20 protein-coding genes are annotated in these 22,335 nt (G+C 61.5%); 11 read left to right on the forward strand and 9 right to left on the reverse strand.

Annotated features, from left to right (window positions below):
- Positions 1 to 30 precede the first annotated feature (30 nt).
- From AC07N4_RS16760 to AC07N4_RS16775, 4 genes are all read right to left on the reverse strand, one after another.
- Positions 31 to 2,028, reverse strand: a complete 1,998-nt coding sequence (locus AC07N4_RS16760) for an acyltransferase family protein (protein WP_493065653.1) — start codon at positions 2,026 to 2,028, stop codon at positions 31 to 33.
- Between the two features lie 171 nt (positions 2,029 to 2,199).
- Complete coding sequence (gene rho, locus AC07N4_RS16765; protein ID WP_003229334.1) at positions 2,200 to 3,459, reverse strand: transcription termination factor Rho; 1,260 nt, start codon at positions 3,457 to 3,459, stop codon at positions 2,200 to 2,202.
- 250 nt (positions 3,460 to 3,709) lie between these two features.
- Positions 3,710 to 4,039 (reverse strand): thioredoxin TrxA, encoded by a 330-nt coding sequence (gene trxA / locus AC07N4_RS16770; protein ID WP_003206727.1) that lies wholly within the window; start codon positions 4,037 to 4,039, stop codon positions 3,710 to 3,712.
- A 120-nt stretch (positions 4,040 to 4,159) separates the two neighbouring features.
- Entirely contained in the window at positions 4,160 to 4,867 is a 708-nt protein-coding gene (locus AC07N4_RS16775) for a FadR/GntR family transcriptional regulator (protein ID WP_096817395.1), read from the reverse strand.
- Between the two features lie 256 nt (positions 4,868 to 5,123).
- Here AC07N4_RS16775 and AC07N4_RS16780 point away from each other — a divergent pair, with 256 nt between their 5' ends.
- The 5 genes from AC07N4_RS16780 (at position 5,124) to ppx (ending at position 9,589) form a co-directional block, all read left to right on the forward strand.
- The gene (locus AC07N4_RS16780) at positions 5,124 to 5,909 is read left to right on the forward strand and encodes a transporter substrate-binding domain-containing protein (RefSeq protein ID WP_096817393.1); all 786 of its coding nucleotides are present in this window, start codon (positions 5,124 to 5,126) and stop codon (positions 5,907 to 5,909) included.
- A gap of 21 nt (positions 5,910 to 5,930) precedes the next feature.
- Positions 5,931 to 6,611: an amino acid ABC transporter permease gene (locus tag AC07N4_RS16785; RefSeq protein ID WP_493065652.1), complete on the forward strand. Its 681-nt coding sequence runs from the start codon at positions 5,931 to 5,933 to the stop codon at positions 6,609 to 6,611.
- The gene (locus AC07N4_RS16790; RefSeq protein ID WP_134828470.1) at positions 6,608 to 7,258 is read left to right on the forward strand and encodes an amino acid ABC transporter permease; all 651 of its coding nucleotides are present in this window, start codon (positions 6,608 to 6,610) and stop codon (positions 7,256 to 7,258) included. Before AC07N4_RS16785 ends, AC07N4_RS16790 begins: the two co-directional genes overlap by 4 nt.
- Positions 7,245 to 7,982 carry an amino acid ABC transporter ATP-binding protein gene (locus AC07N4_RS16795; protein WP_249483018.1) on the forward strand — a complete coding sequence of 246 codons (738 nt, stop codon included), beginning with the start codon at positions 7,245 to 7,247 and terminating at the stop codon, positions 7,980 to 7,982. The genes AC07N4_RS16790 and AC07N4_RS16795 overlap by 14 nt, the downstream gene beginning before the upstream one ends.
- Before the next feature lie 104 nt (positions 7,983 to 8,086).
- Positions 8,087 to 9,589: an exopolyphosphatase gene (gene ppx, locus AC07N4_RS16800; protein WP_493065651.1), complete on the forward strand. Its 1,503-nt coding sequence runs from the start codon at positions 8,087 to 8,089 to the stop codon at positions 9,587 to 9,589.
- A 66-nt stretch (positions 9,590 to 9,655) separates the two neighbouring features.
- On the opposite strand, the gene ppk1 is transcribed toward ppx, so the two are convergent.
- Both ppk1 and hemB read right to left on the reverse strand, forming a co-directional pair.
- Complete coding sequence (gene ppk1, locus AC07N4_RS16805; RefSeq protein WP_493065650.1) at positions 9,656 to 11,881, reverse strand: polyphosphate kinase 1; 2,226 nt, start codon at positions 11,879 to 11,881, stop codon at positions 9,656 to 9,658.
- 18 nt (positions 11,882 to 11,899) lie between these two features.
- The gene (gene hemB / locus AC07N4_RS16810; RefSeq protein ID WP_007951836.1) at positions 11,900 to 12,913 is read right to left on the reverse strand and encodes a porphobilinogen synthase; all 1,014 of its coding nucleotides are present in this window, start codon (positions 12,911 to 12,913) and stop codon (positions 11,900 to 11,902) included.
- A 208-nt stretch (positions 12,914 to 13,121) separates the two neighbouring features.
- Here hemB and AC07N4_RS16815 point away from each other — a divergent pair, with 208 nt between their 5' ends.
- A complete protein-coding gene (locus AC07N4_RS16815) occupies positions 13,122 to 13,778 on the forward strand; it encodes a DedA family protein (protein ID WP_096817385.1) in 657 nt (218 codons plus the stop codon).
- Here the strand turns inward: AC07N4_RS16815 and AC07N4_RS16820 are convergent.
- Complete coding sequence (locus AC07N4_RS16820; protein ID WP_493065649.1) at positions 13,759 to 14,994, reverse strand: sterol desaturase family protein; 1,236 nt, start codon at positions 14,992 to 14,994, stop codon at positions 13,759 to 13,761. The genes AC07N4_RS16815 and AC07N4_RS16820 overlap by 20 nt on opposite strands.
- A 116-nt stretch (positions 14,995 to 15,110) precedes the next feature.
- Here AC07N4_RS16820 and elbB point away from each other — a divergent pair, with 116 nt between their 5' ends.
- Entirely contained in the window at positions 15,111 to 15,779 is a 669-nt protein-coding gene (elbB, locus tag AC07N4_RS16825; protein WP_102619626.1) for an isoprenoid biosynthesis glyoxalase ElbB, read from the forward strand.
- 64 nt (positions 15,780 to 15,843) lie between these two features.
- Here the strand turns inward: elbB and AC07N4_RS16830 are convergent, their stop codons facing one another.
- Together AC07N4_RS16830 and AC07N4_RS16835 are read right to left on the reverse strand one after the other, a co-directional pair.
- Entirely contained in the window at positions 15,844 to 16,299 is a 456-nt protein-coding gene (locus AC07N4_RS16830) for a YaiI/YqxD family protein (RefSeq protein WP_102619803.1), read from the reverse strand.
- A 4-nt stretch (positions 16,300 to 16,303) separates the two neighbouring features.
- Positions 16,304 to 18,199, reverse strand: coding sequence for an FTR1 family protein (locus AC07N4_RS16835; protein WP_192559267.1), 1,896 nt, complete (start codon positions 18,197 to 18,199; stop codon positions 16,304 to 16,306).
- 151 nt (positions 18,200 to 18,350) lie between these two features.
- On the opposite strand from AC07N4_RS16835, the gene AC07N4_RS16840 reads away from it, so the two are divergent.
- From AC07N4_RS16840 to lpoB, 4 genes are all read left to right on the forward strand, one after another.
- Positions 18,351 to 19,724, forward strand: a complete 1,374-nt coding sequence (locus tag AC07N4_RS16840; protein WP_096817378.1) for a COG3014 family protein — start codon at positions 18,351 to 18,353, stop codon at positions 19,722 to 19,724.
- A 202-nt stretch (positions 19,725 to 19,926) separates the two neighbouring features.
- Positions 19,927 to 21,321: a COG3014 family protein gene (locus AC07N4_RS16845; protein WP_102619623.1), complete on the forward strand. Its 1,395-nt coding sequence runs from the start codon at positions 19,927 to 19,929 to the stop codon at positions 21,319 to 21,321.
- 15 nt (positions 21,322 to 21,336) lie between these two features.
- On the forward strand, positions 21,337 to 21,711 hold the full coding sequence (locus AC07N4_RS16850) for a YcfL family putative periplasmic lipoprotein (RefSeq protein ID WP_096817374.1): 375 nt from the start codon (positions 21,337 to 21,339) through the stop codon (positions 21,709 to 21,711).
- Positions 21,712 to 21,747: 36 nt separating this feature from the next.
- On the forward strand, positions 21,748 to 22,335 hold the full coding sequence (gene lpoB, locus AC07N4_RS16855) for a penicillin-binding protein activator LpoB (protein ID WP_096817372.1): 588 nt from the start codon (positions 21,748 to 21,750) through the stop codon (positions 22,333 to 22,335).

Below are 22,335 nucleotides of genomic sequence, written 5' to 3' on the forward strand. Positions count from 1 at the left end.
CTATGCCGGTCGCTGGCAGCCCGTCACTGCTTACTTGGCTGCATTCACCTGGCCGCTACCCGGATTTTTACCGGCCTGCAGACTGACAAACAGCGGTTCGAGGATCGGCGCCACGAATCGCGCACCGACTTCCGACAGGTGATTGTCATCCTTGTACAGCGAATACCCGTCGAGTTCGGCGCGACACAGACCGTGTTCATCACACAGCCGTGGCGCCGGATCGATCACCCGCACCATCGGATCCTGCGCCAGTTGGGCGAACAACCGGCTGATAAATGCCTGGCGCTTGTCATGCTCACCGATGGCCAGGCCGACCTCATCCACCGAATGGCCCAGCATCGCAAGGCGTGTCAGGCGATACGGCGGGTTGAACGCCTGCAACGGCGCCTCTTTCACCAGCCAGACCCGATGCCCGTCCTCACGCAATTGAGCAAGCCGTGCGCGCAGCCCATCGGCCAGGCGTTGTTCAGCGACGGCACTGTCGTACTTACCATCCGGCTGTCTGAGCGCATGGTCGAGATCCCCTTTGGCGTCGCCATACAGATAGAGGCTCCAACGCGCGACCAGCACCACATCGCTGATACGTTGCGCGCTCAACCCCTGCTCGACACGCCGATTGAAACGCGAACAGGCTGCGTCATGCTCCAGCCCTTCAACCGGAATACAACCGGCAGAGCTGGCGAGGATCACGTTGACGCCATGGGCTTGCGCAGCGTCCTCCAGCACCGGAATCAGTGCCGTAGCGTGGCTGTCACCCCAGACCATCGCCTGGGCCGGCAGACTTTCCACACCGTAATGGCAGAACAGCTTGTCATCCGGGGCCTTGTCGTCCGTCAGGCACGCCATCAGCTCCGGCCGCCACTCGTGGCCCCTGGCATATTGCAGCGCCTGTTCGGACAGACGCGACGGCAAGCCATCGGTCCAGCGCAGGGTTTGCCCGGCCAGGCCGAGCACCAGGATGCCGCAAAAACCGGCCAGCAGAACCTGCCGGCGTCCGGCGAGCAGGCGACGCTCGCGGAACGGCGTTTCGACGAACTTCCAAGACAGGTAACCCAGCACCAGCGTCAGCAGGATCAATCCTGCGATGTCCTGCGCACCCGGTTCCTCGACGCTGGCATAGCTGGAAAACACGAACACCGGCCAGTGCCACAAGTACCATGAATAGGAAATCAGACCGAGGCCGACCATCACCCGACTGCTCAGCAATTGACCCATCAATGTTTCACGATGACCGTTGGCCAGGATCAGCGCCACCACGCCCAGCACCGGCAGCAGCGCCGCAGCGCCGGGGAATGGCGTGCTTTTGTCGTACCCGAAGACGGCCAGCAGGATCAGCGCCATGCCGAGCAGGCTCAGCCCTTGCGCTGCCATCGGTTTGAGGCGCCACGAATGCCGGGGCGCCACGGCGAGCATCGCACCGGCCAGCAGCTCCCACGCCCGCATCGGCAACAGAAAGAACGCCTTTTCCGGGTAATGATGGACCGCCCACACGCTCAGCCCGAAGGACAGCAGCAACACGCCGAACAGCGCCAGCCGCCAGTGTTTCAGACGGCTCGACAGCAGGGTCAGCAACAGTGGGAAGAGAATGTAGAACTGTTCCTCCACCGCCAGCGACCAAGTGTGCAGCAGCGGCTTGAGATCCGAAGCGACGTCGAAATAGCCATCCTGACGCATGAACAGAATGTTCGAGACGAAGGTCACCTGGTAGCGCACCGAGCGCCCGAGTTCTTCGTAGTCCTTGGGTGCCAGCAGGAACCAGCCCACCGCCAGCACCGCGATGATCATCGCAAACAGCGCCGGCAGGATCCGCCGGGCGCGTCGGACCCAGAACTCGACGAAGCTGAAACGCCCGGCCTGGCGCTGGTTCCAGATGATCGAGGTGATCAGGTAGCCGGAAATCACGAAAAACACGTCCACGCCGACAAATCCACCGGTGAACCCCGGGACGCCAAAGTGGAACAGCACCACGGCAATCACAGCGACTGCGCGCAAGCCGTCGATATCCCTTCGATAAGCGAGTGTGCTCATAAATCTTTAATGCCAATCAGATGGTTATTTTTTGTACAGCCCAAGGCGCTGCTTCTTGTTTTTCCGGCACACGGACCTTAACAGATCGCACACCTGCGATCGCCCGGACAAAAATCAGGCAAAAAAATGGCGCCCCTGAAGGGCGCCATCTTCCGGACTCAACCGACGATGTTACTTGCGCTTCATCGACAGGAAGAACTCGTCGTTGGTCTTGGTCGTTTTCAGCTTGTCGACCAGGAACTCGATGGCAGCTACTTCGTCCATCGGGTGCAGCAGCTTGCGCAGGATCCACATGCGCTGCAGTTCGTCGTCGGCGGTCAGCAACTCTTCGCGGCGGGTGCCGGAGCGGTTGATGTTGATGGCCGGGAACACACGCTTCTCGGCGATCTTGCGATCCAGAGGCAGTTCCATGTTGCCGGTACCCTTGAACTCTTCATAGATCACTTCGTCCATCTTCGAGCCGGTTTCAACCAGCGCGGTGGCGATAATGGTCAGCGAGCCGCCTTCTTCGATGTTACGCGCAGCACCGAAGAAACGCTTCGGCTTCTCCAGGGCGTGGGCATCGACACCACCGGTCAGCACCTTGCCGGAGCTCGGGATCACGGTGTTGTAGGCACGGGCCAGACGGGTGATGGAGTCGAGCAGGATCACCACGTCCTTCTTGTGTTCGACCAGGCGCTTGGCCTTTTCGATCACCATTTCAGCCACTTGTACGTGACGGGTCGGCGGCTCGTCGAAGGTCGAGGCAACCACTTCGCCGCGCACGGTGCGCTGCATTTCGGTCACTTCTTCCGGACGTTCGTCGATCAACAGCACGATCAGGTGAACTTCAGGGTTGTTACGGGCGATGTTGGCCGCGATGTTCTGCAGCATGATCGTCTTACCGGCTTTCGGCGGTGCAACGATCAGACCGCGCTGGCCTTTGCCGATCGGGGCGCACAGGTCGATCACACGACCGGTCAGGTCTTCGGTGGAACCGTTGCCGGCTTCCATCTTCATGCGCACGGTCGGGAACAGCGGGGTCAGGTTCTCGAAGAGAATCTTGTTTTTCGCGTTCTCTGGACGATCGAAGTTGATCGTGTCGACCTTGAGCAGGGCGAAGTAACGCTCGCCTTCCTTTGGCGGCCGGATCTTGCCAACGATGGTGTCACCGGTGCGCAGGTTGAAACGGCGGATCTGGCTCGGCGAGACGTAGATGTCGTCAGGGCCGGCGAGGTAGGAAGCGTCAGCGGAGCGCAGGAAGCCGAAGCCGTCCTGGAGAATCTCCAGCACGCCATCACCGGAGATTTCCTCACCGCTTTTCGCGTGCTTTTTCAGCAGGGAGAAAATCACGTCCTGCTTGCGCGAACGGGCCATATTTTCTATGCCCATCTGTTCGGCCAATTCGAGCAGTTCGGTAATCGGCTTTTGCTTGAGTTCAGTCAGATTCATATAGGAATGACGTAATCATTTATGGAGGGGGGGAAATTAAGCTTTTGGCTTAATGAGGCCGCGCCGCGGAGAAGGCGACAGGATCGCGTACTTGTTCGAAAAGGAGTGCGTCGGCGACGGCTAGCAGGGGGCAGTGGAGAAACCAGTGCGGGGCCGAATGTATCACCTGAGTTTCGGAGCGTCTAGCCCTGAATACGCAAAAAGCCCCGCGATTTGCGGGGCTTTTTGAGGACAATCTTTACCGCGACGCTTAGATGTTGGCGTCGAGGAAAGCAGCCAGTTGCGACTTCGACAGAGCGCCGACCTTGGTCGCTTCCACGTTGCCGTTCTTGAACAGCATCAGCGTCGGAATACCACGTACGCCGTGCTTGGCCGGGGTTTCCTGGTTTTCGTCGATGTTCAGCTTGGCAACGGTCAGCTTGCCTTTGTAAGTCTCTGCAATCTCGTCCAGAACCGGAGCGATCATTTTGCAAGGGCCGCACCATTCAGCCCAGTAGTCGACCAGGACAGCGCCTTCGGCCTTGAGTACGTCGGCTTCGAAGCTAGCGTCGCTAACGTGTTTGATCAGATCGCTGCTCATGGAATTCTCCAGGTTGTAAGCAAAAAAACGTGGCCCATCATAGCCGCCCTTCCCTTGTTCAGGAAGCTGCAGATGATTGAGTCTTGCTATGGCACTCGATGAGTTTGGGTATAGCTCAAGTCACGCGCTGGCGGGGGCGATGAAGGCAATTCCGGTGCGCAGCGCCGCGTTGCGCACGTGCTCCTGCATGGCTTTCTGGGCGGCAGCGGAGGCCCGACGCGCCAGGGCGCGGAGGATCTTGCGGTGTTCCTGCCAGGTTTCCATGGCCCGTTCGGCGCGGATGAACGGTAGCTTCTGGCTCTCCAGAAAGATGTCGGCGCTGGCGGTGAGGATGCTCAGCATCGCCTGATTGCCGCTGGCCCGCAGGATCCGCCGGTGGAATTCGAAATCCAGTTTCGCCGCGGCCTCGAAGTCGCCGGCGCGCAGTTGCTCACGCATGGCGGCGACGTTGTCTTCCAGTTCATCCAGATCAAACGTGCTCAGCGTCACCGCCGCCAGCCCGGCCGCGAACCCCTCCAGTGCATAGCGCAACTGGAAGATCTCCAGCGGCGAGGCCTGGGCTGCAAACGGCCAGGCCGGCGCGCCCTCCCCGCGCGGCAACTCCACCGGCGACTGCACGAACACGCCCTTGCCCGGCTGGATGCTGACCACCCCCAGCGCACTCAAGGACGACAACGCCTCGCGCAACGACGCCCGACTGACCCCCAACTGCACCGCCAGATCCCGCTGCGAGGGCAGCGCATCACCGGGGCCGAAACCCTGCTCGGTAATCAGTTTGCGGATCGCTTGCAGCGCCACTTCGGGTACGGCGCGGGAGATCGAGTTCATGGTTTTCCAGTCGGACCAGGCCAAGGTGCGGCCAGTTGTAAAGCTATTCGAGGCGTCAGGCAAGTCATGCCCCAGCGGGGTTCGACGGCGCACGCCGATGCGCTATCGCAGTGCGAAATCCAACCTGACTGTTCAGACCAGTAAGACCGAACAAACCCGCTAAACCCGTGGCTTTGCGCAGCCAAACCGCTGTCTTGGCACGGCCCATGCTCTGTCCGATCGCAGAATTCACTTCCCGCCGATCCGGAGATTGTCCATGACGAAGCGTTACAGCGCCCTCCTCGCCGCCCTGTTTGCCGGTCTGATGCTGAGCCAGGCCCCCGCCCATGCCGACGGTCTGGACGACGTGGTCAAACGCGGCACCTTGAAAGTCGCCGTGCCTCAGGACTTCCCGCCCTTCGGCTCGGTCGGCCCGGACATGAAGCCGCGCGGCCTGGACATCGATACTGCGAAACTGCTGGCCGACCAGCTCAAGGTCAAACTCGAACTGACCCCGGTCAACAGCACAAACCGCATCCCGTTCCTGACCACCGGCAAGGTCGACCTGGTGATTTCCAGCCTCGGCAAGAACCCCGAGCGCGAGAAGGTCATCGATTTCTCCCGCGCCTATGCGCCGTTCTACCTCGCCGTGTTCGGCCCGCCGGAGGCAGCCGTCAGCACCCTGGACGACCTCAAGGGCAAGACCATCAGCGTCACCCGTGGCGCCATCGAAGACATCGAGCTGACCAAGGTCGCCCCCGAAGGCGTGACCATCAAGCGCTTCGAAGACAACAACTCGACCATCGCCGCCTACCTCGCCGGCCAGGTCGACCTGATCGCCAGCGGCAACGTGGTCATGGTCGCGATCAGCGAAAAGAGCCCGAAACGCGTCCCGGCGCTGAAAGTGAAGCTCAAGGATTCGCCGGTCTACGTCGGCGTGAACAAGAACGAACCGGCGCTGCTGGGCAAGGTCAACGAGATCCTGGCCACCGCCAAGGCTGACGGCGCGCTGGAAAAGAACGCGCAGACCTGGCTCAAAGAGCCGCTGCCGGCCGACCTCTGACCGGCAACGCGGGAGACTTTCATGGCCTATCAGTTCGATTTCTTGCCGGTGGTGGAAAACACCGACCTGCTGCTGCGCGGGGCGCTGTTCACCCTTGAGCTGACAGCCATCGGCGCGCTGTTCGGGGTTGGTGTGGGTATTGTCGGGGCGCTGGTACGGGCGTGGAACATCCGCCCGTTCTCGACAATCTTCGGCGTATACGTCGAGCTGATCCGCAACACGCCGTTCCTGGTGCAGCTGTTCTTCATCTTCTTCGGTCTGCCGTCCCTTGGCGTGCAGATCTCCGAGTGGCAGGCGGCGGTGCTGGCGATGGTGATCAACCTCGGTGCGTACTCGACCGAGATCATCCGCGCGGGTATCCAGGCGATTCCGCGCGGACAGCTGGAGGCCGCTGCTGCGCTGGCGATGAGCCGTTTCGAAGCGTTCCGCCACGTGGTGCTGCTGCCGGCACTGGGCAAGGTCTGGCCGGCCCTGAGCAGCCAGATCATCATCGTCATGCTCGGTTCGGCGGTGTGTTCGCAGATCGCCACCGAGGAGTTGAGCTTCGCCGCCAACTTTATTCAGTCGCGCAACTTCCGCGCCTTTGAAACCTATGCCCTGACCACCCTCATTTATCTGTGCATGGCGCTGCTGATCCGCCAGTTACTGAACTGGTTCGGTCGGCGTTACCTGTCGAAAAGCAGCGCAAGGAGCAGCCAATGAGCGACTTCACGTTCTGGGACATCCTGCGCAACCTGCTCACCGGCCTGCAATGGACGCTGGCGTTGTCGCTGGTGGCGTTCATTGGCGGCGGGATTGTCGGGTTGCTGATCCTGGTCATGCGCATCTCGAAAAACACCCTGCCCAGCAGCATCGCCCGCACCTGGATCGAACTGTTCCAGGGCACGCCGCTGTTGATGCAGCTGTTTCTGGTGTTCTTCGGCGTGGCGCTGGCCGGGGTGGAGATTTCGCCGTGGATGGCGGCGGCCATTGCCCTGACGCTGTTCACCAGCGCCTATCTGGCGGAGATCTGGCGCGGTTGCGTCGAGGCGATTCCCAATGGCCAGTGGGAAGCTTCGTCGAGCCTGGCGCTGAATCCGCTGGAGCAATTGCGCTACGTGATCCTGCCGCAAGCGCTGCGCATCGCCGTGGCGCCGACCGTGGGCTTCTCGGTGCAGGTGGTCAAAGGCACCGCCGTGACCTCGATCATCGGCTTCACCGAATTGACCAAGACCGGCGGCATGCTCGCCAACGCCACCTTCGAACCGTTCATGGTCTACGGCCTCGTCGCCGCCGGCTACTTCCTGCTCTGCTACCCCTTGTCCCTCAGTGCGCGCTACCTGGAAAGGAGACTGCATGCCTCTGCTTAGAATTTCCGCCCTGCATAAATACTACGGCGATCACCACGTGCTCAAAGGCATCGACCTGAGCGTCGAGGAAGGCCAGGTCGTGGCGATCATCGGCCGCAGCGGTTCGGGCAAATCCACCCTGCTGCGCACCCTCAACGGCCTGGAATCGATCAACGACGGCGTGATCGAAGTCGACGGCGAATACCTCGACGCCGCCCGCGCCGATCTGCGCAGCCTGCGGCAGAAAGTCGGGATGGTGTTCCAGCAGTTCAACCTGTTCCCGCACCTGACGGTGGGCGAAAACGTGATGCTCGCGCCGCAGGTGGTGCAGAAAGTGCCCAAGGCCAAGGCTGCGGAACTGGCGCGGCAGATGCTTGAGCGCGTTGGCCTCGGCGAAAAGTTCGACGCCTTCCCGGAACGCCTCTCGGGCGGCCAGCAACAGCGTGTGGCGATTGCCCGGGCGCTGGCGATGTCGCCCAAGGTGCTGCTGTGCGACGAGATCACCTCCGCGCTGGACCCGGAACTGGTCAACGAAGTGCTCAGCGTGGTCCGCCAGCTCGCGAAGGAAGGCATGACGCTGATCATGGTCACCCACGAAATGCGCTTCGCCCGGGAGGTTGGGGACAAACTGGTGTTCATGCACCAGGGCAAGGTGCACGAGGTGGGCGACCCGAAGGTGTTGTTTGCCGATCCGCAGACGCCGGAACTGGCGAATTTCATCGGAACCGTGGAAGTCGCAGGCTGAAAGCAGGCCGTCAGTGCGCTAAATCAAGGGTTTGTACCATGCGCGTTGGCGGCAGCGTTTGATCGTGGCACGATGTCGAGGTTATCGACCGAGACCCCCAGACCATGCCGCAATCCCAAGCCAAGAATCTGTCCCTGATCGCCGCGATCGACCTGGGCTCCAACAGCTTCCACATGGTCGTGGCCAAGGCCCAGAACGGCGAAATCCGTATTCTCGAACGTCTCGGGGAGAAGGTTCAGCTGGCCGCCGGCATCGACGAAGAGCGCCATCTCAACGAAGAATCCATGCAGCGCGGGCTTGATTGCCTCAAGCGTTTTGCCCAACTGATCAACGGTATGCCGCTGGGCGCCGTGCGGATCGTCGGCACCAACGCTCTGCGCGAGGCGCGCAACCGTGGCGAATTCATCCGTCGTGCCGAAGAAATCCTCGGCCACCCGGTGGAAGTCATCTCCGGCCGTGAAGAGGCGCGCCTGATCTACCTCGGCGTCTCTCACACCCTCGCCGACACTCCGGGCAAACGCCTGGTCGCCGACATCGGCGGCGGCAGTACCGAATTCATCATCGGCCAGCGCTTCGAGCCGTTGTTGCGCGAAAGCCTGCAAATGGGCTGCGTGAGTTTCACCCAGCGCTACTTCAAGGACGGCAAGATCACCCCGGCACGCTACGCCCAGGCCTACACGGCGGCGCGGCTGGAAATCATGAGCATCGAACACGCCCTGCACCGCCTGACCTGGGATGAAGCCATCGGCTCCTCGGGCACCATCCGCGCCATCGGCCTGGCGCTGAAGGCCGGCGGACATGGCACCGGCGAAGTGAACGCCGAAGGCCTGGCGTGGCTCAAGCGTCGCCTGTTCAAGCTCGGCGATGTCGACAAGATCGATTTCGAAGGCATCAAGCCGGATCGCCGCGCGATCTTCCCTGCAGGTTTAGCGATTCTTGAAGCGATCTTCGACGCCCTCGAACTGCAACGTATGGATCACTGCGAAGGCGCGCTGCGCGAAGGCGTACTCTACGACCTGCTCGGCCGCCATCATCACGAAGACGTGCGCGAACGCACCCTGACCTCGCTGATGGAGCGCTACCACGTCGACCTGGAACAGGCCGTACGCGTCGAGCGCAAAGCCCTGCACGCCTTCGATCAAGTGGCTGTCGATTGGCAGCTGGACGATGGTATCTGGCGCGAACTGCTGGGCTGGGCGGCGAAAGTGCACGAAGTCGGGCTCGACATCGCTCACTACCAATACCACAAGCACGGCGCCTACCTGATCGAGCACTCGGACCTGGCCGGTTTCTCCCGCGAAGACCAGCAAATGCTCGCCCTGCTGGTGCGCGGCCACCGCCGCAACATCCCCAAGGACAAGTTTGCCGAGTTCGGCGACGACGGCGACAAGCTGATCCGCCTGTGCGTGCTGCTGCGCTTTGCGATCCTGTTCCATCACATTCGCGGCACCCAGACCATGCCGCAGGTTGCGCTGCACGCCAATGGCGACAACCTCGATGTGGAATTCCCGGAGAACTGGCTGGATGAAAACCAGCTGACTCAGGCGGATTTCGCACTTGAGGCCGAGTGGCTGACGCGGGTGGGGGTTGTGCTGACTGTTCATTGAGTAACCGGCAGGCACAAAAAAGGCGATCCGGATGGATCGCCTTTTTTATTGCTTTGAGACCTGCGGTCAGCTGCTGACCGGCAGAATCGGACTGCCCAACCGCTCCAGCAACGTCGCCTGCGCACTGCGCGGGTTCTGGTTGCCGGTCGGCGTGTTGCGGATGTAGCGGCCGTCCGACTGCAGGCTCCAGCTGTGGGTGTTGTCGGTCAGGTACAACTCCAGCTCTTTCTTGACCCGGGTCAGCAGCTTCTTGCCTTCCACCGGGAAGCAAGTCTCGACGCGCTTGTCGAGGTTGCGCTCCATCCAGTCGGCGCTGGAAAGGAACATTTGCTCCTCGCCACCGTTGAGGAAGTAGAACACGCGGGTGTGTTCAAGGAAGCGACCGATGATCGAGCGCACGTGAATGTTGTGCGAAACCCCGGCGATGCCCGGACGCAGGCAGCACATGCCGCGCACCACCAGATCGATACGCACGCCAGACTGGCTGGCCTTGTACAGCGCGCGGATGATCTTCGGATCGGTCAGCGAGTTGAACTTGGCGATGATGTGCGCCGGCTTGCCGTCGAGCGCGAATTGCGTCTCGCGCAGAATCATGTCGAGCATGCCCTTCTTCAGGGTGAACGGCGCATGCAGCAGCTTCTTCATGCGCAGCGTCTTACCCATGCCGATCAACTGGCTGAACAGTTTGCCGACGTCTTCGCACAAGGCGTCGTCGGAGGTCAGCAGGCTGTAGTCGGTGTACAGACGGGCGTTGCCGGCGTGGTAGTTACCGGTGCCGAGGTGCGCGTAACGCACGATCTCGCCGGCTTCGCGACGCAGGATCAGCATCATCTTGGCGTGGGTCTTGAAGCCGACCACGCCATAGATCACCACCGCACCGGCCGCTTGCAGACGGCTGGCCAGTTGCAGGTTGGATTCTTCGTCGAAGCGCGCACGCAGCTCGATGACCGCCGTCACTTCCTTGCCGTTACGCGCGGCATCCACCAGCGCATCGACGATTTCCGAGTTGGCGCCGGAGCGGTACAGGGTCTGGCGTACGGCCAGAACGTGCGGGTCTTTCGCGGCCTGGCGCAGCAGGTCGACCACCGGGGTGAACGACTCGAACGGGTGCAGCAGCAGGATGTCCTGTTTGCTGACAACGCTGAAAATGTTCTCGCTGTTTTGCAGCAGTTTCGGGATCTGCGGCGTGAACGGTGTGTATTGCAGCTCCGGATGACTGTCCAGACCGGTGATGCTGAACAGACGCGTCAGGTTGACCGGACCGTTGACCTGATACAGCTCGGTCTCGCTCAGGTTGAACTGCTTGAGCAGGTAGTCCGACAGGTGTTTCGGGCAGGTGTCGGCGACTTCCAGGCGCACGGCATCACCGTAACGACGGGAGAACAACTCACCACGCAGGGCGCGGGCCAGGTCTTCAACATCTTCGGAGTCGAGCGCCAGGTCAGCGTTTCGGGTCAGACGGAACTGGTAGCAGCCTTTTACCTTCATGCCCTGGAACAGGTCATCGGCGTGAGCATGGATCATCGACGACAGGAATACATAGTTGTCGCCAGGGCCGCCGACTTCTTCCGGCACCTTGATGATCCGCGGCAGCAAGCGTGGCGCCGGGATGATCGCCAGACCGGAATCGCGACCGAAGGCGTCGATGCCTTCGAGCTCGACGATGAAGTTCAGGCTCTTGTTCACCAGCAACGGGAACGGGTGCGTCGGGTCGAGGCCGATCGGGGTGATAATCGGCGCGATCTCGTCGCGGAAGTAACGGCGCACCCAGGTCTTGAGCTTGGTCGTCCAGTAGCGGCGACGGATGAAGCGCACCTGATGTTTTTCCAGCTCCGGCAGCAGGATGTCGTTGAGGATCGCGTACTGACGGTCTACATGACCGTGCACCAGCTCGCTGATCCGCGCCAATGCCTGATGCGGTTGCAGGCCGTCGGCGCCGGCCTGTTCACGGGCGAAGGTGATCTGCTTTTTGAGGCCGGCGACGCGGATCTCGAAGAACTCGTCGAGGTTGCTGGAGAAGATCAGCAGGAACTTCAGCCGCTCCAGCAACGGATAGGACTCGTCCAGCGCCTGTTCCAGCACGCGGATGTTGAACTGCAGTTGCGACAATTCCCGGTGGATATACAGGCTGCTGTCATCCAGGCCGGGAATCGCGATCGCCGGGGCCGCCGCAGCGGGTTCAGTTGCCGGCGCGGGTGGCGCGGGCTCCAGTTCCGGCGGGGTTTCGGTAATCTGCTCGACCACGGGTTGAGCTTCTTTTACGGCAACTTCAGTGAGTCCTTCGGTATTCATCGAATGTTCCTGGGAGGGCTATTTCTGCTCTCGTAACAATTGAGCGGCACGGACAGCAAAGTAAGTCAGGATGCCATCAGCGCCGGCACGTTTAAAGGCGGTCAGGGATTCGAGGATCACGCCTTCGCTCAACCAGCCATTCTGGATCGCCGCCATGTGCATGGCGTATTCGCCGCTAACCTGATAGACGAAGGTCGGCACTTTGAAGGCATCTTTTACCCGGAACAAAATGTCCAGGTACGGCATGCCGGGTTTGACCATGACCATGTCCGCGCCTTCAGACAAGTCCGCGCCCACTTCGTGCAGCGCTTCGTCGCTGTTGGCCGGGTCCATCTGGTAGGAAGCCTTGTTCGCCTTGCCCAGGTTCGCGGCCGAACCCACGGCATCGCGGAACGGGCCGTAATAGGCGCTGGCGTACTTGGCCGAGTAGGCCATGATCCGCACGTTGACGTGACCGGCCAGCTCCAGCGCCTCACGGATCGCCTGGATGCGGCCGTCCATCATGTCCGACGGGGCAACCACTTGGGCGCCGGCGGCGGCGTGGGACAGCGCCTGTTTGACCAGTGCATCGACGGTGATGTCGTTCTGCACATAGCCTTCTTCGTCGAGAATGCCGTCCTGACCGTGAGTGGTGAACGGATCCAGGGCGACGTCGGTGATCACGCCCAGCTCCGGGAATCGGTCACGCAGGGCGCGGGTGGCGCGCTGGGCGATACCTTCGGGATTCCAGGCTTCGGCGGCATCGAGGGATTTGAGCTCAGGTGGCGTGACCGGGAACAGCGCCAGCGCCGGAATCCCCAGCTCGACCCATTTGGCGGCTTCTTCAAGCAGCAGGTCGATGGTCAGGCGCTCGACACCTGGCATCGAAGCCACGGCTTCGCGGCGGTTTTCACCGTCGAGCACGAACACCGGCAGGATCAGGTCATCGACCGTCAACACGTTCTCACGCACCAGTCGCCGGGAAAAATCATCACGGCGATTGCGACGCAGGCGGGTGGCAGGGAACAGACGGTTGGCTGGGGTAAAGCTCACGGCAGACTCCTGAGCCCGCGCAAACGGGCGAGCGTGACAGTTATAGATGGCCATTATGACCAACGTATTACAGTTATGTGCACCCCTGTGGCAGGTAGTCGCATTCCATTGTCGTTGTAGGAAATGTTCACGTCGAGACACATTTCGACACTTTCCTGAATGTGTCCGAAGGGTTAGGCTGCGCGTTCATTTCGCCAGCACCCAGACAATGCTCCAACAATTTCTGCATGACTTCGGCTACTTTGCCCTGTTTCTCGGCACGTTCTTCGAAGGCGAAACCATCCTGGTGCTCGCGGGCTTCCTCGCGTTCCGTGGATACATGGACATCAACCTGGTGGTGGTCGTGGCGTTCTTCGGCAGCTATGCCGGCGATCAGCTGTGGTACTTCCTGGGCCGCAAACACGGACGCAAGTTGCTGGCGCGCAAACCGCGCTGGCAAATGATGGGCGACCGCGCGCTGGAGCATATCCGCAAGCACCCGGACATCTGGGTCCTGAGCTTCCGCTTCGTTTACGGCCTGCGCACGGTAATGCCGGTGGCGATCGGCCTGTCGGGCTACCCGCCGGGACGCTATCTGCTGCTGAACGGGATTGGCGCTGCGATCTGGGCCGCCGCCCTCGCTGCGGCCGCATACCACTTCGGTGCGGTGCTCGAAGGCATGCTGGGCAGCATCAAGAAATATGAACTGTGGGTACTCGGTGCGCTGCTGGTGCTGGGTGTCGGCCTGTGGCTGCGCCGCCGGTTCAAGAATGCCCGGCTGGCCAAGAAGGTCTACGAGGACGAGCAGGCCGAACAACTGGCCAAAGCCGAACGGCACAAGGCTGAACTGGCCAAGGCTACCGACCCTAAGACGCCAGCCGAATAAACCGCTGGCGGCAGCAATACAGCCCGACGCCGCTGAGCAGGCTGTAACCGAACAGGCCGACCCACATCTGCGGGCCGGTCGGCCATAGCCCGACCTGCGGTGCCAGCCATACCAGCGGCAAATTCGCCGCCAACCGCAGCAGTTCCAGCCTCAGCGCCCACGGGCGATTCTCCAGGGCCACGCCCAACACAAACAAACCAAATGCCACCGCGCCCCAGCCCAGAATCAGGGCGCCGGTCGACAGGCTGTGTTCCAGATTCATCAGATAACTGCCCAGCGCCACGTAAACACCGAATTGCAGCACCACGTACCACTGCTGTCGGACGCCCAGCGACACTTCGAATTTGCGGAACCGGCTCAGGTCCGGCTTGCTCATCGGGTATTTCGCCGCCACGTCCGCCGGACGCCAGCCGGTGCGCATGAACCAGATCCGCAGCTTGTCCCATTTGCTCCCGGCGCGCCGCGCGTCGTCCCACAGCTGCGCGTAAAACTGCACGTTGGCCCACAGCGGATTCCAGCTCGCCAGCGGAGTGGTCACACCGAAAATCACCGGCTCGTTGTCGTCCTCTTCCTGGAACGAACCGAACAGGCGATCCCAGATAATGAACACCCCGCCGTAGTTGCGATCCATGTAGAGAGCGTTCTGTGCATGGTGGGCCCGATGATTCGACGGTGTGACGAAGCACCATTCAAACCAGCCAAGCTTGGGAATGTGCTTGGTGTGAACCCAGAACTGGTACAGCAAATTGAGCGCCGCAACACTGACGAACACCAGCAACGGCACGCCGAGCACCGCCATCGGCAGGTAGAAGATCCAGCCCAGCAGAAACCCGGTGCTGGTCTGGCGCAATGCGGTGGAAAGGTTGTAGTCCTCACTCTGGTGATGCACCGAGTGAGCCGCCCAGAGAATGTTCCGCTCGTGGCCCATGCGGTGCAGCCAGTAGTAACAGAAGTCGTAGAGGACAAAAGCGAAGACCCACACCCAGGCACTGTCCGCCGGCAACCTGACCAGCGCCAGATGCTCCAGGGCAAAGCCGTAGGTCACCAGCCCCACGCCTTTGGTCAGCAGGCCGGTGGTGGTCGACAACACCCCGGTGCTGATGCTGTTCACCGCATCGGCCAGGCGATAGTTGCTCACCCCGCGCCAACGGTCGGCGATGAGCTCTGCCACGATCAATACGAAGAAAAACGGCACCGCATACAGAATGAAGTTCATGACGCGCCCTGATCGAGATCCGTGTGCACAGATCCTAGGTGTAGCCGTGGCTCGACCCTATGGCAACGAACGACAAATTAGTGGACATTTAGCGCCATGAATCTGGAGAGAAACCCATGAGCAAAAAAGTTGCAGTGATCCTGTCCGGTTGCGGCGTGTACGACGGCGCCGAGATCCACGAAAGCGTCATCACCCTGCTGCGCCTCGACCAGCGCGGCGCCCAGGTGCAGTGCTTCGCCCCGGACATCGCGCAATTGCATGTGATCAACCACCTCACCGGCAAGGAGATGCCCGAGTCGCGCAACGTGCTGGTGGAATCGGCACGCATCGCCCGGGGCAACGTCAAGGATGTCCGTGAAGCCGATGTCGATGACTTTGATGCGCTGATCGTGCCCGGCGGTTTTGGCGCAGCAAAGAACCTGTCGAATTTCGCCGTCGACGGCGCGGGCTGCTGCGTTCAGCCGGACGTACTGGCGCTGACCGAGGCCTTTGCCGAAGCGGGTAAACCGGTGGGCCTGATGTGCATTTCGCCGGCGCTGGCTGCCAAGATCTACGGCCCGGGCGTGACCTGCACCATCGGCAACGATGCCGACACCGCCACGGCGATCAGCAAGATGGGCGCCACCCACGAAGACTGCGCCGTGACCGACATCATCGAAGACAAGGCGCGCAAACTGGTGACCACCCCGGCCTACATGCTGGCGCAGTCGATCAGTGAAGCGGCTTCGGGGATCAACAAATTGGTGGATCGCGTGCTTGAACTGACCCACGAAAACGACGCCTGACCCCTCTTCTACGGCGATCGTTCCCACGCTCTGCGTGGGAACGATCAAGTGCTGCGGGTGACGATCAAACCTCGCGGGACAGCCGCGTCAGGATCCGGTCCAGCGCATTGGCGAACGCCTGCTTCTCCCGGTCGCCGAACGGCGCCGGGCCGCCGCTGACCTGGCCCTGCTCACGCAGATCGGTGAACAGGTTGCGTGTCGCCAGCCGTTCACCCATGTTCTGCGCGTCGAACTCTTTGCCTCGCGGGTCCAGCGCTGCAACGCCTTTCTTCACCAGCCGGTCGGCCAGCGGGATATCGCTGCAGATCACCAGTTCGCCCGGCACCGCGTGTTCCACCAGATAATCATCCGCCGCATCCGGGCCGCTCGGCACCACGATCAGCTTGACGATGGCCAGCGCCGGTTTGCTCTGCGGCTGCCCCGCCACCAGCACCACCTCGAAGCGGCGCTTGAGGGCGAACTTCACCACCAACTCCTTGGCCATCTTCGGGCAGGCGTCGGCATCGATCCATACGCGCATCATCTCAAGCCGCCACTCGGCGCTTTTCAGCCACCCAACTGCGGCCATACAGCACGATGATCGCCGCAATCGCCACAGCCTGAGCCGTCAGCGAGTAGGCGTCGGCATGAATCCCCAGCCATTCGAAATCGAAGAACGCCACCGGACGCGTGCCGAAGATCCCGGCTTCCTGCAACGCCTTCACACCATGACCGGCAAACACCACCGACAGCGCGCAGAGCAGCGCCGCGTTGATGCTGAAAAACAGTGCCAGCGGCAGTTTCGCCGAGCCGCGCAGGATCACCCACGCCAGACCGAACAGCAGCACCAGCGCCGTCGCACCACCGGCCAGTACCGCGTTATGCCCGGCAGGACCGGCCTGCAGCCACAGGGTTTCGTAGAACAGGATCACTTCGAACAGCTCGCGGTACACCGAGAAGAACGCCAGGATCGCGAAGCCGAATCGACCACCGCCACCGACCAGGCTCTGCTTGATGTAATCCTGCCAGGCTGCTGCGTGGCGACGGTCATGCATCCACACCCCGAGCCACAGCACCATGACACTGGCGAATAGCGCCGTGGCGCCTTCCAGCAGTTCACGCTGGGAGCCGCTGACATCGATCACATACGCCGCCAGCGCCCAGGTGCCGAGACCGGCCAACAGCGCCAGGCCCCAGCCGACGTTGACGCTGCGCACCGCCGATTGCTGGCCGGTATTGCGCAGGAACGCGAGGATCGCCGCCAGCACCAGAATCGCTTCCAGCCCTTCACGCAACAGAATCAGCAGCCCGGAGATGTAACTCAGCGACCAGCTCAGTCCGTCGCTGCCCAGCAGGCCGGCGGATTCCTTGAGTTTGGCCTTGGCCGCGTCGAGGCGCTGCTCCGCCTGCTCGACTGACAAGCCATCCTGCAGCGATTGCCGGTAGGCCATCAGGGATTTTTCGGTGTCCTTGCGCACGTTGGCGTCGACGTTATCCAGCGAGCTTTCGACCAGTTCGAAGCCTTCCAGATACGCGGCAACGGACAAGTCATAAGCCTGATCACGCTCGCCGGCGCGGTAAGCGGCAAGGCTCTTGTCCAGCGTCGCGGCGGTGTAGTCGAGCAACTGCGCCGGCCCTCGCTTGACCTGTGGCGGTTGCGCCCGCTGTGCGCGGAAGGTCGCGGCGGCGGCCGGGCCTTCGGCGGCCTGCACTTCGGCCGGTGTCTGACGGGCGAGGTCGGCGATGTTGTAGGTCTTGTCGGTTTTGGCCGTGGCCGGATCGGCGCTGAACTGAGCGATATAGGTCGCCAGATCCCAGCGCTGACGATCGTCCAGTTGATCGGCGAAGGCCGGCATGTCGGTGCCTTCGACGCCCTGGCCGAGGGTGTTGTAGATCGCGTACAGGCTCAGGTGATCCAGGCGCGCCGCATCACGCAGGTTGGCCGGCGCGGGCTCCATGCCGACACCCGCAGGGCCATCGCCGGCACCGTTGGTGCCATGACACACCGAGCAGTGCTGGGTATAGAGCGGCGCGCCACGGGTCGGATCCGGGGTGATGATCGGAGCCTGGCTGACTTCATAGGCCACCGCCAGTTTCGCCCCCAGTTGCCGGGCCTGACGGGCGACGTCCGCGCCGTCTTGCTTGGCGGTGATGGCGGCGAGCAGAGCGTCGATGCCTTGCTCCAGACCAGCCTTCTCCGGTTTGGCCGGCATGCCGGCAATCAAGCCTTGCAGCGCGCGGGTGAACTCCAGTTGTTCACGGTATTCGGCATCGTCGATGACCTTGCCTGCCTCTACCGTTGGCGGGTAATCGGCGCTGATGTAATCGAGCAGGTGCAGCGCTTGCGGCGCGCCTTCCACGGTTTCGGCCAGCAGATTGAAGCTGCTCAGGGCAAACAACGGGAACACCAGCCAGGCCAGGAATCGGGACGAGGCAGTCATGAAGGGGTCTCAATTGGAAATGCGAAGTAACACATTGTTCACGTCGCGGAAGCCTGACTCAAGCTTTCTCTCCAATCTCCGGCACATAGCCATCGCCCGCCCCTATAATCCGACACCTCCCGCCTCACTGTTCAAGGACGAGCTGCACTCCATGCGCCAATGCCTGCTGTTCCCGGTGTTAATCGGCACGATCCTGCAACTGAGCGGGTGCGCCGCCTACCGCAATTACGATCTGGAGATGCAACAGACCAATGCCCAGTTGATGCGCGGCGACTTTCAGGGCGCGCTGGATCTGCTGGAATGGCACAACCCCTGGGAAGACAAGGATCTGCTCTATTACTTCGAAAAGGGCTCGATACTCAGCTTCGCCAACGCCTTGCCGCAGAGTCAGACGGCCTGGCGCAGCGCCGACCGCATGGTGTTTCAACGTGAAGAGGTCGTGCCTTCTGCGCCCATGAAGCTGCTCAATCAGTTCTCCTATGAAATGGGCACGATGCTGGTCAACGACAAGTTGAGCCGCTACGACGGCTACGACTACGAAAAGGTCATGCTGACCACGCAGATGGCCCTCAACCAACTGGCCGTCGGCGATTTCGACGGCGCCCGGGCCGACATCAAGAAAACCCACGAGCGCGAAACACTGATTGCCCGTCAACGGGAACGTCAGTACGAGGAACTCGAGGAACAGGCCAAGACTCAAGGCATCTCCGTGCAATACAAGGATCTGCAGGGCTATCCGGTCCAGACCCTGAATGCGCCGGCGGTGATTGAACTGAAAAACGGCTACCAGAGTGCCTTCAGCCATTACCTGGCCGGCTTCACCTATGAAGCGCTGGGCGAGCGGGGTCTGGCGGCTCCGGGCTATCGCCAGGCAATCGAGTTGCGCCCGAATACACCGTTCCTCGAACAGGCGCTGCGCAACCTCGACAAGCCACCGGCCAACAATGATGAAAGCGACGTGCTGATCGTCGTCCAGAGCGGTCTGGCCCCGGCTCGCAGTTCCGTCAGCGTGCCGATCCCGGTGCGGCTCAATGAAAACCTGGTCATTACCGCGCCGATCTCCTTTCCCATCCTGGTGCCGGACACTGTCACACCGGCGTTCGACCACATCATGGTGGATGGCCGCAAACGGCCGCTGACCGCGATCAACAGCGTCACCGACATGGCATTTCGCACGTTGCGCGACGATATGCCGGCGATCATTTCCCGGGCGATGTTCCGCGCCAACATGGCGGCCATTTCCCAGGCCCATGAAAATGAACGCAACCCGGCCAAGGCCTCGCTGGTCGTCACTGAGCACGACCCCTTTGAAGAAGCGGATACGCGAACCTGGCGCACCCTGCCAGACAAGACACTGGTGGCACGGCTGCGGCTGAAAAAGGGCAATCATCAGTTCGGCGCCCCCAATGTGCCGGGGGCGGCACCGGTCACCCTGCGGATCGACCGCGATCATCAATTGGTCAACTTGAGACTTTTGAGCGATATCGGCAATGCGATCGGCAATGCCGGGCTGCCTGATAAGTAGTGGCACAGAACTAACCGGTGCGATTAAAAAGCTATTACATAGCCAGCATCGGCTGCCTATAATGCCGCGCCCTCGTTATCGCGATGCGGCATTAAAGCTCCTCTGATTATGAGGAATTGGCAGGAGGCCAACGCCACTGCCGATCGGTCCCAGCAGCCCGACCCGCACCCGAGGCTGTCGCTACTCATGGAAGAAGTACCCCATGGCATTCCGCGCTCCCACTCTGATCGCGCTTGGCGCAGTCACCCTGCTGTCCGGCTGTTCGGCGTTTCGCAACTACGATTCCGAACTGGCCCAGACCAACCAGCAACTGGCCACCGGCAACGTCGACGCCGCCCTGACCCTGCTGGAAAAGAACAACACCGGTCCAGACAAGGACCTGCTCTACTACTTCGAAAAAGGCGAACTGCTACGCGCCAAGGGTGATCTGTCCGGCAGCCAGAACGCCTGGACCAGCGCCGACCAGGTAGTGGGCAAGTGGGAAGACTCGGTCAAGCTCGACACCGACAAATACCTGGCCCAGTTCGGCAGCTTCCTGGTCAACGACAAGGTTCGTCGCTACGAAGGCTACGACTACGAAAAAGTCATGCTGACCACGCAGATGGCCCTGAACCTGCTGGCGGTCAACGATTTCGACGGCGCCCGCACCGCGATCAAGAAGACCCACGAACGTGAAGCCGTGATCGCCGACCTGCGCGACAAGGAATACCTCAAGAGCGAAGAGGAAGCCGAGAAAGAAGGCATCAAGACCCAGTACAAGGACCTGCAAGGCTACCCGGTCGCCAGCCTCGACGCCCCGGAAGTGGTCGGCCTGAAGAACAGCTACCAGAGCGCGTTCAGCCATTACCTGGCCGGTTTCGTCTACGAAGCCCTGGACGAAAAAGACCTGGCCGCACCGGGTTATCGCAAGGCCGCCGAGCTGCGCCCGAACACGCCGCTGCTGGAGCAGGCGCTGGTCAACCTGGACAAACCGGTCAAGAGCGATGACAGCGACATCCTGATCGTGGTGCAAAGCGGTCTGGCACCGGCCCGCGACTCGATCCGCGTCCCGCTGCCGCTACCGATCTCCAACAGCGTGGTGATCACCCCGTTGTCGTTCCCGATCATCAAGCCTGACACCTCGACCGCGCCGTTCGCGCAGATCGGTGTCGACGGCCAGCAACTGAACCTGACCGCCCTCAACAGCACCACTGCCATGTCCCGCCGCGCCCTGCGCGATGACATGCCGGGGATCATCGTACGCACCATGGTGCGCGCGATCACCAAAGGCGTGGCGCAGAAGAAGATCAACGAAACCAACCCGCTGGCGGGCCTGGCGGTCGGTATCTCTTCAGCTGTGCTCGAAGGTGCCGATACCCGTACGTGGCGTACCTTGCCGGACACCACCCAGGTGGTGCGTCTGCGCCTGAAAAAGGGTGAGCATCAGGTTACCCTGCCGAGCGCCGTGGGTGGTTCGGTGGTCAAGATCACCGTCGATCAGCGTTATCAGGTGATCACCCTGCGCGCCGTGGGCAACCAGGTGTTTGCCGCCGGGCTCGCCGCCCACGTGATCCCGAGCGCCAACGCCACTGCTGTGGCCAGCCTCAAACAACCTTAAGAACGGAGTCTTTGCATGCGTTTCAAACTCTTCGCCGTCGCCGCCCTCGCCTTGCTGGCCAGCGGCTGCGCCACCCCGCCACCACCGGAGCCGGGCAGCGCCGCGAGCAAGGTCGTGGCCATGGGCCCGCAGAAACACATCGCGGTCGGTGCCATGCGCGTCGCCCGTGAGAACGGCTTCATGACCGTCAATGTGCAGTTGACCAACACCCTCAACAGCAACAAGACGTTCTACTACCGCTTCGCCTGGCTCGGCGCGGAAGGTTTCCCGATTGCCGAAGAAGAAGTCTGGAAGAGCCAGATGATGTACGGCGCCCAGACCAGCTTCATTCAGGGCATCGCCCCGACACCGAAAGCCGTGGATTTCCGTCTGGAACTCAAGACGCCTTAAGCCCGACACCCTATTCCTGATTCAGAGAGCATTCCCATGTTTGCACGCTTTTCCTTCATCGCTGTCATCGCCCTGCTGGCCAGCGGTTGCGCCAACACTTCGCCGACCCTGGGCAGCAAGAACATCAGCTACGGCGACACCAAGGCCGTTGAAACCGTAACCAACGAGTTCGGTTCGACCGACCTGCAGATGATCGCCGAGTCGATGACCCGTTCCCTCGCCCAGTCCGGCATTCTGCAGGGCCGCCCTGTGGTGCAGGTCTACGACGTGAAGAACAAGACCAGCGAATACATCGACACCCGTGAAATCACCACCAGCATCAAGACTCAGCTGATGAAGTCTGGCGCCGCCCGTTTCGCCAGCGACAACACCGCGATGCAAAGTCAGGTCGACCAGCTCAAGCTGCAAAACCAGAGCGGCCTGTACAAGAAGAACACCGTGGCCAAGACCGGCAACATGATTGCGGCCAAATACCGTCTTGAAGGTTCGATCAGCTCGATCGTCAAGCGCAGCAGCGACTACAAGGACGTCTTCTACAAATTCAGCCTGCAACTGATCGACGTTGAAAGCGGTCTGGCCGAGTGGATGGACGAGAAAGAGATCCGCAAAACCACGGAGCGTTAA

The sequence above is a fragment of the Pseudomonas sp. GW821-FHT09E04 genome (assembly GCF_059416185.1).